Source organism: Sphingomonas sp. LR59 (assembly GCF_036855945.1).
In the GTDB taxonomy this organism is placed as follows: Bacteria; Pseudomonadota; Alphaproteobacteria; order Sphingomonadales; family Sphingomonadaceae; genus Sphingomonas.
Genome location: NZ_JASPFL010000001.1, coordinates 2,237,289 through 2,253,529, shown reverse-complemented (window position 1 = coordinate 2,253,529; position 16,241 = coordinate 2,237,289). Strand labels below are relative to the sequence as shown.

The following is a 16,241-nucleotide window of genomic DNA, read 5'->3' as shown; positions in this document are numbered from 1 at the left end:
TACGGCGCAAACAGCGGCCCCGGAAAAGGAGGCCTGCCTTTGCAACCGCGCTTGAACCAGCCTTTCAAACTGCCGAGCGTGCTACGCCATATCGTCGACGCCGCGTTGCCGCCGCGCTGCGCCGGGTGCGGCGACCCGGTCGCGCAGGATCACAGGTTCTGCGCGGTATGCTGGTCCAGCCTGCGCTTCATCGCGCCCCCTGGTGCGCCGGATGCAATCGTCCGTTCGCGTTTGATCGCGGCGCCGATGCGCGCTGTGGCGCGTGCCTGCGCGATCCGCCGCGCCATGCGGGCGTGCGCGCGGCTGTAGTCTATGGACCCGTCGCCCGCAGTCTTGCGCTTCGCCTGAAATATGGTGGGCGGACGGCCTTTGCCGAGACGATGGCGTTGCGGATGCGATGGCTGCTCCCGGCCGAGACCGACCTGCTCGTCCCAGTCCCGCTGCATCGTCGGCGGATCTGGTCGCGCGGCTTCAACCAGGCGGCGCTGATCGCGCAGGCGCTGGCCAAACTGAGTGCCGTCCCAGAGGACCGCGACGTGCTCGTCCGACCGCGTCGCACCGTCGTCTTGCGCGGCTTGGGAGGGCGACAACGCGCTCAGGTCGTCGCGGGTGCGTTCGCGATCGAGGCGGCCGAACGCGTGCGCGGCAAGACCGTCGTTCTGGTCGATGACGTCTACACCAGCGGCGCGACCGCAGACGCGTGCACCCGCGTTCTGTTGCGCGCAGGTGCCCGCTCCGTCACGATATTATGCTGGGCGCGTGTGCTGTCGGCGGACCGTGACGATTGACAAGAGCGGTATCGAACCACATTTCCGACGAATGGCTAAAGTTGAAATCTACATAAAACAGTTCTGCCCCTATTGCTCGCGGGCGCTGAAACTTCTCGCATCTAAGGGTGTCGAGCCCGAGACGTTCGACGTCACGATGGGCGGCCCGAAAAAGGCTGAAATGGTCGAGCGATCGGGCGGGCGCATGACGATGCCGCAGGTCTTCATCGATGGTAAGCACATCGGCGGCTCGGACGACCTCGCCGCGCTCGACGCAAAGGGTGGCCTCGACCCGCTGCTCGCCTGATGCCACGGATCGGCGTCCTCCAGATGACCAGCGGGATCGATCCCGCGGTCAACGCCGCTACGCTGGTCGATGCGATCCGCGCCGCGGGGGGACAGGGCGCCACGATGCTGTTCACGCCCGAAATGTCCGGGCTGATCGATCGCGACCGTGCGCGAGCCGGAGCCGCTATAGTTGCTGAAGATACCGACATCGTCCTGGCCGCAGTGCGCAGGGCGGCGGCAGAGACGGGCATCTGGGTCCATCTCGGGTCACTCGCGGTACGGCGCCCAGACGGCAAGTTCGCCAATCGCGGCTTTTTGATCGATGCGGCGGGGGTGATCCGGGCGCGATATGACAAGCTGCATCTGTTCGACGTCGACCTGCCGTCGGGCGAAAGCTGGCGTGAATCCGCAGCTTATGTCGGCGGCGACGCGGCAGTGGTGGTCGATACGCCTGCGGGAAGGGTCGGTGCGTCGATCTGCTACGACCTGCGCTTTGCCGACCTGTATCGCGCACTCAGCGATGCGGGCGCGACGATCCTCTCGGTCCCTGCTGCGTTCACGCAACCGACCGGGGCTGCGCATTGGCACGTCCTGTTACGCGCCCGCGCGATCGAGGCCGGAGCCTATGTCGTCGCCGCCGCGCAGACCGGGACCCATGCCGATGGGCGCACAACCTATGGACATTCGCTGGTGATCGACCCCTGGGGTGAGGTGATCCTGGACATGGCAGAGGCTGCGGGTCTCGCCGTCATCGACCTCGATCCCGCGCAAGTCGACGCGGTCCGATCGCGTATTCCGGTTCTGCGACACCGCCGGCCGATACCCCCGTCACGATCGTCCGATGATCGTGTTCGACCTCAAATGCGGCGGCGGCCATGTCTTCGAGGCGTGGTTCGGGTCGAGTAGCGCGTATGAAGATCAGCGCACCGCAGGCCAGGTCCGATGCCCTCTTTGCGACAGCGCCGACATTACCAAGGCACTGATGGCGCCCGCGATTGCAGCGAAGGGTAACAGGACGCCCGACTCGCCGACTCCGGATGCGGTCAAGGCGGTGATGAAACTGATTGCCACCCGACAGGCCGAAGCGCTCAAATCTTCGCAATGGGTCGGGCCGGCATTTGCCGAACGCGCCCGTGCGATGCATCTGGGCGAGGAGAAACAGGCGACCATTCACGGTCAGGCCAGCCTTGCAGATGCCAAGGCGCTGGTCGACGACGGGATAGCGATCACGCCGCTGCCGCTACCGATCGCGCCGCCCGAAAAGCTCAACTGAGCGTCGGCCGCGGATCTTTGCGGGTAAGGCGGATGACGGGGATGATTGCGATCGTTTCGGTGCGCGAATGTTAGACGCGTCGAGCGCGCCGGATAAAGGCCAAAAGCCGGATAGTCAGATCGCGTTGATCGGCTGCGATCTGTTTTTGCGCGCGTTCGATGGCCGTCTGACCGGTCTGCGGCGATGCGCCGGCCTCACGGATCAGCGATTTGGTGTACCGATCGCGATCGGATGAGCACGCCGCCAACGCGCCGACCGCTATCGTGACGTCGCTCTTCGAACCGAGGCTCTCGACTTGCGCAAATGTCTGAAGGCAGCTTTCCCAGGCAGCCTTGGCCGATGGGGTACCATTTGACGGTGGAGGCGTAAGAGCGAGCGCCAGCATGAGCGAGACCAGTATCATCGGAGCCGTTTGCCTGATTAAGGCGATTGCGCAAAGGTTTACGAACGAACGATTGCAAAGCTGGGCCGATCCAGCATGGCGATTTTGCCAATGTCCGTGACGACAGTCTCCGCGAACGCCATGCGGGGATGGAGCCGAACGCGCCTGACGCAGACAGGCCACGCGACATTGGCGGCGACATAGGGTAATTTATAATGCGTTAACCTTCGCGGCGGTATGCAAACCACGCCGCGGGGCGTGTAGCGTATCTGCCCCGCGGTGAGACTTCGCCATTGCATGCCCCCCAGAATGCGCTGCATTGACAATCCTTTACTCGATCCGCCATCGCCGCGTTCCGAACGCAGGCCTTGGCATCGCCGGTCGGGTTGGGGGACGTGGAGAGAGTTATGTCTGTCGAAGTGACGGGTGCGCTGGTTGGCTGGAAGAGGGTTCCCTCGAGCAACGGCATCATGCTGACGATTCAGGTTGCCGGGACGGCCGCAGATTATGCAGAGGGGCGCCTCACGCGAGTCTCGGTCGCGCTGAACGATCGTCAACTACGGTCGCTGACACGCGATCTTGGGCGTGCATCGACATCGCGCGGACTCGATCTACGCGCACCGCGTCGCTGGTGGCAGTTCGGTAGAGCGAAATCCAGCTAGGTCCAGGCTGCCAGGCTGCCAGGCTGCCAGGCTAAGGTTTCGGCGGCGTGGCTAGAAAGCCAAGCGCGAAGTCCGCACTAGGAACGCCTGTCAGACCTATCCCTCGATGCATGGTATCGAGGCTTCTACCGAGGCTTTGGGATCGACCGTACGACGCAACGCGGTAGCTGCCTTGAAGGCACCGACACCAGCCCGTTAAGGGTATCCCAGCATCGCGCCTGCGGTTGTTACGCCCGTGCTGCACGCGTTAGACATCCAAGTGAATCCAGATTGCTCGCTACTAAAGCGCTCCCTTGGCATGGACTAATAGGTGGGAGCGCTCACATAGCCCCAAGGATATGGTGCGTTGCTGCTTTAGAACCCAAGTGGCGCGTTTTGCCGTGCGTCGATACGCATATGGCCTTGGCCGAGACACCGAGCGGCCCCAATGCTTTCGACGAACGAAGTATCATCCGTATTGGTAATACCGCATCTTACCATCGGCCTGTCGAATTTGACTGAGATCGTACCGTAAATAGAAAAATTGGCCATGCCGGAAAGTCTTGACTCGGCAACCACTCGTCCTAAGGTACCGCTATCAATAGCCTGCTTCAGACGGGCGTGATCGGGAGTTGGACGGTTGGCGATTCAAATTTCAGCATATGGCACGCCGTGGCGCTTCGCGCTCCGCGACGCCTGACGCACGTCCCCACGCCCGACGACCAAATTAGGCTTTCTCGCCACAACGTTGGTGAGGTTTCGGAGAGGACCCCGACCATGACATCTTTTAAAACGGTACCTCGTCTGACGCGCGCGGCATTGTTGTGCGCGACGACGATGGCGGCGCTGTGTTCTACCATCGCAAGCGCTCAAACCATCCCGCCGACGCAGGATCCATCGCCGCCCGTGACGCAAGATGCTCCGGCCGCCGCGGGAGAATCCACGACGGCATCGCCAGCTGCGACCTTGCCAAGTTCCGATCAGACGCCGGGTACCATCGACGCGGCAGACAGCGCTGACATCGTAGTCACCGGGTATCGCTCCAGCCTCGCCAAATCGACCAATGCAAAGCGAGCGGCAACTGGCTTCACCGATTCGATCTTTGCAGAAGACATCGGCAAGTTTCCCGATACGAATATCGCCGAGTCCTTCAACCGCATTCCCGGTATCACGATTACACGCGACGTGACTGGCGAGGGGACGAACGTCGCGATCCGTGGACTTGGCTCCAACTTCACGAACGTGACGCTCAACGGCGCGACGATCGCCGTGGCGTCGTCGGGTGCGACCGACGCGCAAGGGACCGACCGGTCGGTCGATCTGAGCTTTTTCCCGACCGACCTGTTCACCAAGCTCACGGTCAACAAGAGCTATACCGCTGATCTTCTCGAAGGCGGTGCGGCGGGTAATATCGATCTGCGGTCGGCGCGGCCGTTCGATCGTGCAACCTCGTTCCTCGCGTATAACGTTCAGGGCACCAAGCAGTCGCCCGAGGACCGGATCGGCGCGCGTGGTTCGCTGATCGGTAGCTGGCGTAACGACAAGTTCGGTATCCTCGCTGGCGTGTCGGCACAGCGTCTGTTTACCGACACGCGCGGGTTCGAAACCATTGGCTATACCAATCCTGCATTGACGGCCTCGCAATGTGGTGCGGCGTCGGGGTGCAACACGACGGGCGGCGGCAATTGGACAATCCCGGCAGTCGTGCCCGTCGGCGCCGGTGCTGGTCTGGTAGCAGGCACGCCGATCACCAGTGCGTTCCTGCTCGCGAACAACCCGGGTGCGACGATCCAGCAGATCGACAACGCGTTGCTGCCGCGCCTCGGTCGTTCGACCAGCATCCGCGGTCCACGCGACCGTCTCAATGCGATCATCAGCGCCGAGTGGCAGCCGACCGATACGCTGCATTTCTATGTCGATGGCCTGTACGGCTATAAGAAGAACGACCTGATCCGCGAGAACGTCGCGTGGATCGTTCGGAATGGCGCGGTCATCCCCACGAACCTGACGTTCGATAAGGCGGATTGCACGATCGGCTGCGTCGTCACCGGCGGCACCTTCGCCAATGCGCAGTTCTTCAACGAATTCCGTCCCTATACCGAGACGACGAAGCTCTTCAGCATCAATCCTGGCGGCGAGTGGGAAATCTCCGACACGCTCAAGCTCAACCTTCAGGGCAATTACGCGCGCTCCACGTTCCACCGGGAAAGCCCTTCGGTAGGACTGACCACGCCGCTGGGTGTCGGCAACACGGTCACCTATACCAATACCGGAAGCATCCCGACGATCGAGAGCGGGCTGGACCTCAACGATCCCGCCAATTTCGGTTGGAATGCGGGAAGCCGTGTGAACATTCAGGACGAGCGGCGGCTCAACACGAGTAAGGGCGGGCGCGGCGATCTCACTTGGGGCGGCAAGGCGCTCAATCTGAAGGTCGGCGGCGCATTCGACGACGTGTTTCGTCGGATCCGCGGGTACGACAACAGCCAGGCGTGGCAGAATGCGGTCTGTGGCAACAACCCCAGCGTATTCGTCGGCTCGCCCAATTCACAGCCACCCTGCGAAGGTCTGAACGCGCCCGGCGCGGCGCCGGCCGGCTATCCGACTTATCCGGGCTATGGCACCGGATCGACCTCGGGTATGACGGGACCCGTTACCTATGGTGGCTCGCTGATTCCGAATTCGGCGGTGCCGACGTATCTGAAACCGGGACCGGCAGGGTTCGTGACGGTCGACTGGCCGAAGTTCGCGGCCGCCAGCAACTATGACCAGTATCACGACAACGCCCCGGAAACCGGCGCGGCCAACACGGGTGCGAGCGGCGGTGCGATCCGTGAAGTCGTCAAATCGGCGTTCGCGACGGTCAATGGCGAGCAGGAGCTGGGCGGCAACATGCTGCGGTTCAACGTCGGCGTGCGCTACGTCAACACGATCCAGACGATCACCGGGCGCGTGTCGCTGCCCGATCCGCGCAACACGACGTCGACCGGTGCCGCACTGCCCGACGGCAGCCGCTATCCGAACCTCGTCAGCAACGTCTCGACGCGCAACGTCTATGCGAAGTGGCTGCCGGCCGCGACCTTCGCCTATGACGTCAGCGATCATGCGGTGGTCCGCGTTGCGGGCTCGCGGACGATGACTCGCCCCGATCCGTCGGCACAGCTGCCGGGCGTCAATTTCGGTGCGCCGTCGGCGGATCAGGCAACGATCGGCAACCCCGCGTTGAAGCCCTATCTCTCGACCAACCTCGATCTGGGCTTCGAATATTACACCGGCCGCGAAGGCGTCGTCAGCTTCAACGCGTTCCGCAAGTCGATCGAGGGGTTCACCAACACCTTCATCAGCACGGTGCCGTTCTCGAACCTGGCACAGTATGGGATCACGTACGACACGCTGAACCCGACGCAGCAGATCGCGCTGAATTCGCGTGGCGGTCCGGCAGCTGCGCAGGTGCAGGTCACGTCGCAGGTGAACGTACCCAACAAGCTGACCATCAACGGCCTCGAATTCCAGTGGGTCCAGCCGCTCGACTTCATCACCAAGCACATCGGCGTCACCGGCTTCGGCTTCAACGCCAACGCAACCGTCGTCGATCAGCGCAGCGATGGTCCGGCCCAGGCGTTCGGCGTGGCCCCGTTCACCTACAACATCACCGGCTATTACGAGAAGAACGGCGTGATGCTGCGCGTGTCGACGACCTCGCGCGAAGGCTCGCAGAACAGCGGCGCGGCGCAGAATGGCATCCCGGCGGCGGCGTTGTTCGGCACCGACTATACGACGTACGACTTCTCGTCGTCGTTCGATCTGGACAAGATCTTCGGTCTGAAGGGTGCGCCGCAGCTGACGATCAACGTCGCGAACTTCACCGACGCGACGCTGCGGTCGTACTTCCAGTTCGAGAACGCGACCTTCACGCAGTACAAGCCGGGTCGTCAGTTCCTGGTCGGTCTGCGCGGCACGTTCTAGTCTTCGGATAGGCTAGTCTGTAGACGGGCTAGCCTGTGAACGGGCTAGTCGATACGCGGGGCGGTCGTGATCCGATCGTCCCGTCGTCTATTCGACGAGACGCCACGGCCGCGATCGCCCCGCCCGACGATCGCGCGCCGTACCATAATTGGCTCGGCCTTGTCCGCCGCGGTGCGGTCTGACTGGCACAAGCGCGGGTTCGGGGTGAGAGCGTTTCCGGGCACGGTCTGCGCGCACGCCGCGGAGCCATCTGATGGCCGAGGCGCGGCGCAGCAGCCTGGAACAAGGGCGACTCGCACGCGATGATGTCTTTCCACGCCGCTGCCTACGATGTAGCATTTGGCTGAATACGATCGATTGGTAAGTCCGATGGCGAAAGCTGCAGCACGCAAGACACTGTCCACGGTGGGAGCCTATGATCCTCCGGCCAATGACCGGCTTTATCAGCGTATTGCGCGGCAGCTGGTCGAGCAGTTGACGATCGGAACCTATGCCATTGGCGACAGGCTGCCCGCGGAGCGAGAGCTGGCGATCGATTACGGCGCAAGCCGCCCAGCGGTACGTGAAGCCCTGATCGCGTTGGAAGTGCAGGGCCTTATAGAAGTGCGGGTCGGTTCCGGGGCGTATGTCTGCCGGTTGCCGGGGCAGGGGGAAGAGCCCGGTTTCGCGATCACCGCCTTCGAGCTGACCGAGGCGCGGATCATGTTCGAGGGCGAAGCGGCGGCCCTGGCGGCGGTTCAGATCAGCGATGGGGAGGTGCGCGTGCTCGACGGTCTGGTCGATGCGATGACGACCGAAAACCTGCTCGCCGAAGTCACCGAGATTGCCGACCGAGACTTCCACATGGCGATCGCGAAGGCGACCCGGAACGCCGGTGTCGTCCGGACGATCGAGGATTTGTGGCATCTCCGATCGACGTCTCCCGAATGCGCGCTGCTCCATGCCAAGGCGCGCAACGCCAAGGTGCGGCCGGTGGTCGCGGAACATGCTGCGATCGTCGATGCCTTGCGCGCCCGCGACGCAGTCGGCGCACGGGCGGCGATGCGCGCGCACTTGACGTCGGTGATGGACCATCTGCTGTTCCAGACCGAGGAAATGGCGATGGAGCAGGCGCGGCTCGCGCTTGCCGAGACCAGGCAACGCTATGGCGGCATTGCGCCATCGTAATGCCCTCGCAAGGTGGCGGTAAGAAGTTGTCAGACCAATTGCGTAGCTGCTATCAACCGCTACGGGGGATGCGTCGCGCTCGCCATGATCTTAGCACGGGGATAGCTGCCAAATGACGATGACCCAGACCATGCGCTGGTTTGGCCCGAGTGATCCTGTGCCTCTTCATGCCATCCGCCAAGCCGGCGCGACCGGGATCGTCACGGCGCTGCATCAGGTCGCGAATGGCGAGATATGGACCATGGATGCCATCGCCACGCGCCGCCGCATCATCGAGAATGCCGGGCTGGCGTGGAAAGTGGTCGAGAGCCTGCCCGTTGCGGAAGCGTTGAAGACGCATTCCTGTGACTGGGACCGTTTGATCGAAGCCTATATCGCCAGTCTGCGAAACCTTGCCGGGCAGGGCATCGAGGTCGTGACCTATAATTTCATGCCGTTGCTCGATTGGACACGGACCGACCTGAGCTGGGAACTGCCGGACGGCGCGCGTGCCCTGCGGTTCGAACTCCATGCGCTGGCCACCTACGACATCCACATCCTGCGTCGTCCCGGCGCCGAGGCGGATTATGCCCCCGATATCGTCGCGATCGCCGGCGAGCGTTTCGCGGCGATGGACGATGCGGCACGCGCAACGCTCGAACGGACGATCATTGCTGGCCTGCCGGGGAGCGAAGAGAGTTTCAGCTCGGCGCAGTTGCTCGAACAGATCGAAACCTATGCCGAGGTCGATGCAGCGCGGCTGCGTGCCAATCACGTCGCGTTCCTGGAGGCCGTTTGCCCGGTCGCCGAGGCGGAGGGGATCCGACTCGTTGTGCATCCCGACGACCCGCCATTCCCGATCTTCGGCCTGCCCCGGGTGGTCAGCACCGAGGCGGACGTGAGCGCATTGTTGGCGGCGGTGCCCTCCGTTGCGAACGGCCTGTGTTTTTGCAGCGGCTCGTTCGGCGCGCGCGCGGACAATGATTTGCCGGGCATGGTGCGGCGGCTCGGTGACAGTATCGGCTTCGTCCATCTGCGATCGGTGCAACGCGAGCCCGACGGTGCCTTCCACGAGGCGGCGCATCTCGAGGGTGATGCGAACATGCCGGCCATCATGTCCGAACTGATCGCGTTGGAGGCGCGCACGGGGCGATCGCTGCCAATGCGACCGGATCACGGTCACCAGATGGCAGACGATCTCAACCGGCGCACCAATCCGGGCTATTCCCTGATCGGACGATTGCGCGGCCTGGCGGAGTTGCGCGGACTGGAAGCGGGTCTCGCCTACCAGGCCACCGCTCGGCTTTGAGCGCTGGGAAAGGCCAGTCGAATGCAGCGGGTCGTCGACGATCTACGGCTGGTGCCCCCGGCGAGATTTGAACACGCGGCCTACGGTTTAGGAAACCGTCGCTCTATCCGGCTGAGCTACGGGGGCATCCGGTTGCGCAGTACGACGGTCGGATGAGGTGATCAAGCGTCTGGTTCGCGATCTGCCAAGGGGCATTGTGGGGCCGCTAGGGGCCAGGGCGACCAAGTAGCCACCATCAGGTAACAGTAGTCGGGTATAGAGTATCAAGAGGCGACGGGTATCGCTGTCGATGCCCCGTCGCCGCTTGCCGTGCAGTGCTGGCGGTTAGGCCTTGACGTGCTGCGAGATGTACTTGTTCATCTCGAACATCGTGCACTTGTCACGCCCGAAGACCTTCTTCAGCTTCTCGTCAGCCAGAATCTCGCGCTTGTTCTCGGGGTTCTGGAGGTTGTGGGCCTTGATGTAGACCCACACCTTGCTGATCACTTCGCTGCGCGGCAGCTTGTCGTTGCCGACGATCTCGCCGAGCTCGGGAGAGGGCTGGACGGGGGCGTGGATGCCGCCGGTCTTGGGAGCTGTAGCCATAAGCATTCCTTCCTGTTGCGCGCGTGCGTTAGGCACTGCGCGCGTGGTCACGCCTTGGTGAGCGCGTCCGCCTTGTGCGCTGCCTTGCCGCCCTTGTCACTCCTTACGATGAACTGGGGCTCCTCCTTGGACGCCTTGACGGTGTGCCCCTTGATCTTCGTGTCGCTGGTCTGCTTCTTCTCGACCGTGCCGTGCGCCTCGCCGCCGTGCGATTTCCACGTGACCTCGTCGCCCTTCTTCGGATCCTTCACGCTGCCATCTCCTTGATTTGAAAGGATCAAGCGCGGGAACGCGACATTGGTTGCATCGCCTGCGGGTTGCGAAGCCGGGGCTCGGGGGGCATCAGGGCGGTAATCAAGGAGACCGACCGATGAAGACCCGCGCCGCCGTAGCCTTCGAGGCAAAAAACCGCTCGAGATCGTCGAACTCGACCTCGAAGGACCGAAATTTGGCGAAGTCCTCGTCGAAATCATGGCGACGGGCATCTGCCACACCGACGCGTACACGCTCGACGGGCTTGATTCGGAAGGGTTGTTTCCGAGCGTGCTCGGGCATGAAGGCGCCGGCATCGTCCGCGAAGTGGGCGCGGGCGTGACCAGCGTCGCGGTCGGCGATCACGTCATCCCGCTCTACACGCCTGAATGCCGCCAGTGTAAGTCGTGCCTCAGCCAGAAGACCAACCTGTGCACCGCGATCCGGGCGACGCAGGGCAAGGGGCTGATGCCGGACGGCACGACGCGGTTCAGCTACAAGGGGCAGCCGATCTTCCATTACATGGGCTGCTCGACCTTCTCGAACTTCACAGTTCTGCCGGAGATCGCGGTCGCGAAGATCCGTGAGGACGCGCCGTTCGACACCTCGTGCTATGTCGGCTGCGGCGTGACGACCGGGGTCGGCGCGGTGGTGCACACGGCGAAGGTTCAGCCGGGCGACACGGTCGTCGTGTTCGGGCTCGGCGGGATCGGGCTGAACGTGATCCAGGGCGCGCGGCTTGCCGGCGCGGGGATGATCGTCGGCGTCGACATCAATCCGGACCGCGAGGAATGGGGCCGGCGCTTCGGCATGACGCACTTCGCCAATCCCAAGGATGTCGGCGACATCGTCCAGCACATCGTCGCTTTGACGGACGGCGGCGCGGACTACACCTTCGACGCGACCGGCAACACGACCGTGATGCGGCAGGCGCTCGAGGCCTGCCATCGCGGCTGGGGCACCTCGATCGTGATCGGCGTGGCCGAGGCGGGCAAGGAGATCTCGACGCGGCCGTTCCAGCTCGTCACCGGGCGCAACTGGCGCGGCACCGCGTTCGGCGGCGCGCGCGGACGGACCGATACGCCGAAGATCGTCGACTGGTACATGAACGGCATGATCGAGATCGACCCGATGATCACGCACCGCCTGACGCTCGACGAGATCAACAAGGGCTTCGACCTGATGCACGCCGGCGAGAGCATCCGCTCCGTCGTGATCTACTGAGGGGGCGGAATGTTCACGCATATCATGATCGGCGCTGACGACGTCGCTGCCTCGAAGGCATTCTACGACGCGGCGCTGGGCGCGCTTGGCGTACCCGAAGGTGTCGTCGATGACTGGGGGCGGGTGGTCTACGCGCATGACGGTAGCCGCTTCCTGCTGACCAAGCCGATCGATGGACAGCCGGCGAGCCATGGCAACGGCAGCACGCTGGGGTTCGCTGCAGCCTCGACTGAGGCGGCTGATGCGTGGCACGCAGCCGGGCTAGCGCATGGCGGTACCGCTTGCGAGGATTCGCCGGGCGTACGCGAGGCTACCGGGGGCGGAAGCTGTACCTCGCGTATCTGCGCGATCCGTCGGGCAACAAGATCTGCGCACTGCACCGGGTCGCGTGATGGAGACCGTCTCGACCAGCAAGGCGTATGGCGGCATCCAGGGCGTCTACCGCCACGCCTCGACCGCGACCGGCACCGACATGACCTTCGCGGTCTACGTGCCGCCGCATGAGCAGGGCGCGCGGTTGCCGGTTTTGTGGTTCCTGTCGGGGCTGACGTGCACGCACGCGAACGTCATGGACAAGGGCGAGTATCGGCGGGCGTGTTCAGAACTGGGCGTGATCCTCGTTGCGCCGGATACGTCGCCGCGGGGCGACGACGTGCCGGATGACGACGCGTATGACTTCGGCAAGGGCGCCGGTTTCTACGTCGATGCCACCGAAGAGCCTTGGGCGAAGACCTTCCGGATGCGGTCCTATGTCGAGAACGAACTGCCGGAGCTGATCGGCGCGGCGTTTCCGATGGCGGATATGACCCGGCAGGGGATCTTCGGACACTCGATGGGCGGGCATGGCGCGCTGACGATCGCGCTGCGTAATCCGGAGCGGTTCCGCAGCGTGTCGGCGTTCGCGCCGATCGTGGCGCCGTCGCAGTGTCCCTGGGGCGAGAAGGCGCTTGGCGGGTATCTCGGGGCGGACCGGACGGCGTGGCGGGCGTATGATGCTTGCGCCCTGATCGAGGATGGCGTGCGGGTGGCGGAGATTCTGGTCGATCAGGGGGATGAGGATGGCTTCCTCGTGGAGCAGTTGAAGCCGGAGTTGCTGGCGGCCGCGTGCGAGGCGGCGGGGATCGACCTGACTCTGCGGATGCAGCCGGGGTATGATCACAGCTACAACTTCATTTCGACGTTCATGGCAGACCATGTCGCCTGGCACGCGGCGCGGCTACGGTAAATTACCGTTCGCTTTTGGCGGGCGGCTATTCCCAAGCGGGAGACCCCAGCTTTCGCTGGGGTGACGGGGAGGGGCGCGCACGTCCAAACCCCGCCCGTCATCCCAGCGAAAGCTGGGATCTCACCGTTTAGAGAACCACGCTTGCCCCGCGCGCGATCCCGCTCAGGCAGGATCACGCGATCGTCCGCCCCCTTCAGAACTTGAACCCAGCCGCCACGCCATAGCGCCGTGGTTCGATCGTGAAGATGTTGGTGAACAGCCCGGCCGACTGGTCGGTTACATATTGCCCGGTCGTTGCATCATTGTTGGTCAGATTCTGCACATACGCGCGGACGTAGAAGCGGTCCTCGCGTGCATTGAGCTGGACCTGCATGTTGACGACTTCATACCCCTGGATCCGGTCGATCTGGGTGTTGAAGATGCTGCCCGACAACCCGCCGGTGTAGTTGAGGTCGGCACGCGGCACGAGGCTCATGCCGTTCGCAAAGTCGATCGTGTACTGCGCGCCGACCGACCATTTGTACGTTGGTGCCTGCGGCAGGCGGTTGCCGCGGATGTTGGTGGTGACGCCGTCGAGCACCGACACGCCGCTCGCCGCCGCATTTGCACCGAGCACGGAGCAGATCCCGAACGCGCCGGTCGCCGCCACCGTCGGGATCGCGGTCGGCGCGCGCAGGCCGATCGCGCGATTGACCGCCGCGACATAGCCGTTCGACAGCGCCGCGTTGCCTGCGACGTTGGGTACGACGACGCAGTTCGACGCGTTGGTGATGTCCTTGATGATCACCGCGTCCGCGCGGCCGCCCGACACGTCGCGCGGGTTCACCAGGAACTTGTCGCTCGACACCTTCGAATGCAGGTAGCTCGCATTCATGTTGACCACGAACGCCGGGATCGGGCTCATGATCGCTTCGGCCTCGACGCCGTAGATATCGGCGTTGACGTTGTCGTTGACCGAGGTCCGCGCGACGATCCGGCTCAGCTGGAGGTTCTTGTACTGATAATAGAAGCCGGTGAGGTTCAGCCTGAGCTGGCCGCCGCCGAAGGTGTTCTTCGAGCCGATCTCGTAGGCATTGACCTGCTCGGGGAGGAAGGTGCTGCTGACGTTGAACATCGGCAGCAGCGGCGGATTGATCCCGCCCGATTTATACCCGCGCGAATAGGACGCGTAGAGCAGGTTGTTCTCGGTGATCCGGTAGTCGAGTACCGCGCGCCCGGTCAGCCGCGAGAAGCTGACCTGTGCATTGGCGAACTCCTGGCGCCCCGGCAGATTGGGGTCGAAATCGACCGTGCCGTAGTTCAGCCCCTGCTCGATTCCCGTCGCGCCGATCGGTGTCAGCACGTTGAGCGCGAGGTTGCGTGCCTGGTCGGTCTTCTTGTCATGGTTGTAGCGCAGACCGACGGTGAGCTTCAGCTTGTCGGTGAACTTGAAATACGTCTCGCCGAAGATGCCGTAGGATTTAAGGCGGAACTCGGTATCGCTGTTGCGATAGAAGGGCGTCGACAGGAAATAGCCGTTGCCGGCGGGCAGCCCGGCCCCCGCGGCGTTCGCCGAGCCGAGGATGCCCGAGGCATAGTCCAGCCCGAACGCATTGACGAAGTAATCGGTGTTGGTCGACTTGCTGTCGACATAGATGCCGCCGAGCAGGAAGTTGAACATGCCGTCGAAATTGCTGTCGAGATGCGCCTCGGCGGAATATTGGCGGTTCTTCTGCCGCGAGCGATCGAAGTCGAGGCTTTGCGCATAACACCCGATCGAATTGCCGCCATAGATGCCGACATTGTTCGGATCCGCCGCCGACTGGCATACGCCTCCCGCCGCGCCGTTGGGGATCAGCGTTTGCCGCACGCCGTTGAGGAACGCGAACGGCGATCCGGTCCGGGCGAGCGCGTTGAGGTTGGCGAGCCCGGCATTGTTGGTCAGCGGGTTCTCGACCGCGAGATTATAGTCGGCGGTGCTGTCGACCACGTTGCGTGTGTAGCCGCCGGTGAAGTTCAGGCTGACCGGGCCGAAATCGTGGAAGATCTTGGCGGTATATTGCTCCTCCTCGGCGAAATAGGTCGGGCTGTAGTCGAGCGACACGGTGCGGACGTCGGTCGGGTTGACGACGCCGGCATAGGTATCCCGGCCGTACAGGCTCTGCAGGCCGAAGCGCGCGAGCGCGGGGTTGTTGACCGCGAAGAACTCGTTCGAGCTGAGTACCGCGGACAGCGTCGAATTGCCGTTCGCGGTCTCGTTGGCGAGCCGGTCGGGCAGGCAGCCCAGGACGCCGGTCGGATCGCGGTGGCACAGCTGCTTCTGCAACCGCGAGCGATCGTCCTTTTCGCGGAAATAATAGCCGATCAGGTCGATCCGGGTGTCGCTGGTCGGCTCCCACGACAGCGTGCCGCGGATCGAATACAGATCGCGCCCGTCGATCTTGCGGCCGTCGTACAGGTTCTTGGTATAGCCGTCGCGGTTGAGATAGGTGCCGGCGACGCGGATGCCGAGCGTGTCGGTGAAGGGCAGGTTGAACATCGCCTTCACGCGCTTCGAGTCGTAGTTGCCGTACTCGAACTCGGCGGCCGAATGGATCGCGGAGAGATCGGGCTTGGCGGAGATGAAGTTGACCACGCCCGAGGTGGCGTTGCGGCCGAACAGCGTGCCCTGCGGTCCGCGTAGCACTTCGATCCGCTCCAGATCGAAGAACTCGCTCTCGAACAGGCGGGTCGTCACCAGCGGCATGTCGTTGACGTGGATCGCGGTCGCGGTGTCGCAGGTCGCGCCGGTGCACAGATCGCCGATCCCGCGGATCGTGAAGCTCGACGTGGTGAAATTGGTCTTGGTGAAGGTGACGTTCGGCAACGTCTGCTGGAGCGCGCTCGGGTTGACGATCTGCTGCTTGCTGAGGTTTTCAGCGGTAAAAGCGCTCACAGCAATCGGAACATCTTGCAGACGCTGCGATTGGCGTTGCGCGGTAATCACGATATCCTGCGACGCGTAAGCGCTGGACGGCGTATCGGCTGGGGCGGTCTGCGTCGACGGGGTTTGCGTCGATGGGGCTTCCTGGCCGGGTCCGTTGGTCGGCGCGGTGTTTTCAGCCGATGTGGTGGTGGCGGTCTGCGCCATTGCCGGCGCGATCGACAGGAGTATCATCGCCGATGCGGCGAGCAGTTCGAACTTAGCCATGGCAGTCCTCTCCC

The 16,241-nt window shown here is 63.6% G+C and carries 11 protein-coding genes, 1 tRNA gene and 3 pseudogenes; 10 read left to right on the top strand and 5 right to left on the bottom strand.

Translation table 11 applies throughout. From position 1 onward, the window contains the following. Positions 1 to 51: 51 nt before the first annotated feature. The 4 genes and pseudogenes from QP164_RS10415 (at position 52) to QP164_RS10400 (ending at position 2,328) form a co-directional block, all read left to right on the top strand. Positions 52 to 788 (top strand): annotated as a pseudogene (locus QP164_RS10415) (ComF family protein). Between the two features lie 31 nt (positions 789 to 819). Next, positions 820 to 1,074, top strand: coding sequence for a glutaredoxin 3 (grxC, locus tag QP164_RS10410; protein ID WP_056411423.1), 255 nt, complete (start codon positions 820 to 822; stop codon positions 1,072 to 1,074). Then, positions 1,074 to 1,961 (top strand): carbon-nitrogen hydrolase family protein, encoded by an 888-nt coding sequence (locus QP164_RS10405; protein ID WP_333923079.1) that lies wholly within the window; start codon positions 1,074 to 1,076, stop codon positions 1,959 to 1,961. The genes grxC and QP164_RS10405 overlap by 1 nt, the downstream gene beginning before the upstream one ends. Next, the gene (locus QP164_RS10400) at positions 1,897 to 2,328 is read left to right on the top strand and encodes a DUF1178 family protein (protein WP_132898454.1); all 432 of its coding nucleotides are present in this window, start codon (positions 1,897 to 1,899) and stop codon (positions 2,326 to 2,328) included. Before QP164_RS10405 ends, QP164_RS10400 begins: the two co-directional genes overlap by 65 nt. Before the next feature lie 70 nt (positions 2,329 to 2,398). On the opposite strand, the gene QP164_RS10395 is transcribed toward QP164_RS10400, so the two are convergent. Then, a complete protein-coding gene (locus QP164_RS10395; protein ID WP_333923078.1) occupies positions 2,399 to 2,731 on the bottom strand; it encodes a hypothetical protein in 333 nt (110 codons plus the stop codon). Positions 2,732 to 4,128: 1,397 nt separating this feature from the next. On the opposite strand from QP164_RS10395, the gene QP164_RS10390 reads away from it, so the two are divergent. The 3 genes from QP164_RS10390 (at position 4,129) to uxuA (ending at position 9,772) form a co-directional block, all read left to right on the top strand. Then, positions 4,129 to 7,317 carry a TonB-dependent receptor gene (locus QP164_RS10390; RefSeq protein WP_443027432.1) on the top strand — a complete coding sequence of 1,063 codons (3,189 nt, stop codon included), beginning with the start codon at positions 4,129 to 4,131 and terminating at the stop codon, positions 7,315 to 7,317. A gap of 369 nt (positions 7,318 to 7,686) precedes the next feature. After that, positions 7,687 to 8,484, top strand: coding sequence for a FadR/GntR family transcriptional regulator (locus tag QP164_RS10385; protein WP_132898451.1), 798 nt, complete (start codon positions 7,687 to 7,689; stop codon positions 8,482 to 8,484). Between the two features lie 112 nt (positions 8,485 to 8,596). Then, entirely contained in the window at positions 8,597 to 9,772 is a 1,176-nt protein-coding gene (gene uxuA / locus QP164_RS10380; RefSeq protein ID WP_333923076.1) for a mannonate dehydratase, read from the top strand. A gap of 49 nt (positions 9,773 to 9,821) precedes the next feature. Here the strand turns inward: uxuA and QP164_RS10375 are convergent. The 3 genes from QP164_RS10375 to QP164_RS10365 form a co-directional block, all read right to left on the bottom strand. After that, positions 9,822 to 9,898 (bottom strand) — tRNA-Arg (locus QP164_RS10375). A gap of 198 nt (positions 9,899 to 10,096) precedes the next feature. Further along, the gene (locus tag QP164_RS10370; RefSeq protein ID WP_031394799.1) at positions 10,097 to 10,357 is read right to left on the bottom strand and encodes an SWIB/MDM2 domain-containing protein; all 261 of its coding nucleotides are present in this window, start codon (positions 10,355 to 10,357) and stop codon (positions 10,097 to 10,099) included. Between the two features lie 47 nt (positions 10,358 to 10,404). Beyond that, entirely contained in the window at positions 10,405 to 10,608 is a 204-nt protein-coding gene (locus QP164_RS10365; RefSeq protein WP_056048079.1) for a DUF2945 domain-containing protein, read from the bottom strand. Positions 10,609 to 10,727: 119 nt separating this feature from the next. On the opposite strand from QP164_RS10365, the pseudogene QP164_RS10360 reads away from it, so the two are divergent. The 3 genes and pseudogenes from QP164_RS10360 to fghA all read left to right on the top strand — a co-directional run bounded on the left by QP164_RS10360 (position 10,728) and on the right by fghA (position 13,058). Then, positions 10,728 to 11,833, top strand: a pseudogene (locus tag QP164_RS10360) (S-(hydroxymethyl)glutathione dehydrogenase/class III alcohol dehydrogenase). 9 nt (positions 11,834 to 11,842) lie between these two features. Continuing rightward, positions 11,843 to 12,225, top strand: a pseudogene (locus QP164_RS10355) (VOC family protein). Beyond that, positions 12,225 to 13,058 carry an S-formylglutathione hydrolase gene (gene fghA / locus QP164_RS10350; RefSeq protein ID WP_333923075.1) on the top strand — a complete coding sequence of 278 codons (834 nt, stop codon included), beginning with the start codon at positions 12,225 to 12,227 and terminating at the stop codon, positions 13,056 to 13,058. The pseudogene QP164_RS10355 and the gene fghA overlap by 1 nt, the downstream one beginning before the upstream one ends. Positions 13,059 to 13,251: 193 nt before the next feature. Here fghA and QP164_RS10345 read toward each other — a convergent pair whose 3' ends face one another. Further along, the gene (locus QP164_RS10345; RefSeq protein ID WP_333923074.1) at positions 13,252 to 16,227 is read right to left on the bottom strand and encodes a TonB-dependent receptor; all 2,976 of its coding nucleotides are present in this window, start codon (positions 16,225 to 16,227) and stop codon (positions 13,252 to 13,254) included. Positions 16,228 to 16,241 lie beyond the last annotated feature (14 nt).

Excerpts from the sequence above, each read along its gene's own strand:
- QP164_RS10390 (WP_443027432.1), top strand. The coding sequence starts at position 4,129 with ATGACATCTTTTAAAACGGTACCTCGTCTGACGCGCGCGGCATTGTTG.
- grxC (WP_056411423.1), top strand. The coding sequence starts at position 820 with ATGGCTAAAGTTGAAATCTACATAAAACAGTTCTGCCCCTATTGCTCG.
- QP164_RS10385 (WP_132898451.1), top strand. The coding sequence starts at position 7,687 with ATGGCGAAAGCTGCAGCACGCAAGACACTGTCCACGGTGGGAGCCTAT.
- QP164_RS10345 (WP_333923074.1), bottom strand. The coding sequence starts at position 16,227 with ATGGCTAAGTTCGAACTGCTCGCCGCATCGGCGATGATACTCCTGTCG.
- uxuA (WP_333923076.1), top strand. The coding sequence starts at position 8,597 with ATGACGATGACCCAGACCATGCGCTGGTTTGGCCCGAGTGATCCTGTG.
- fghA (WP_333923075.1), top strand. The coding sequence starts at position 12,225 with ATGGAGACCGTCTCGACCAGCAAGGCGTATGGCGGCATCCAGGGCGTC.
- QP164_RS10370 (WP_031394799.1), bottom strand. The coding sequence starts at position 10,357 with ATGGCTACAGCTCCCAAGACCGGCGGCATCCACGCCCCCGTCCAGCCC.
- QP164_RS10400 (WP_132898454.1), top strand. The coding sequence starts at position 1,897 with ATGATCGTGTTCGACCTCAAATGCGGCGGCGGCCATGTCTTCGAGGCG.
- QP164_RS10405 (WP_333923079.1), top strand. The coding sequence starts at position 1,074 with ATGCCACGGATCGGCGTCCTCCAGATGACCAGCGGGATCGATCCCGCG.
- QP164_RS10395 (WP_333923078.1), bottom strand. The coding sequence starts at position 2,731 with ATGATACTGGTCTCGCTCATGCTGGCGCTCGCTCTTACGCCTCCACCG.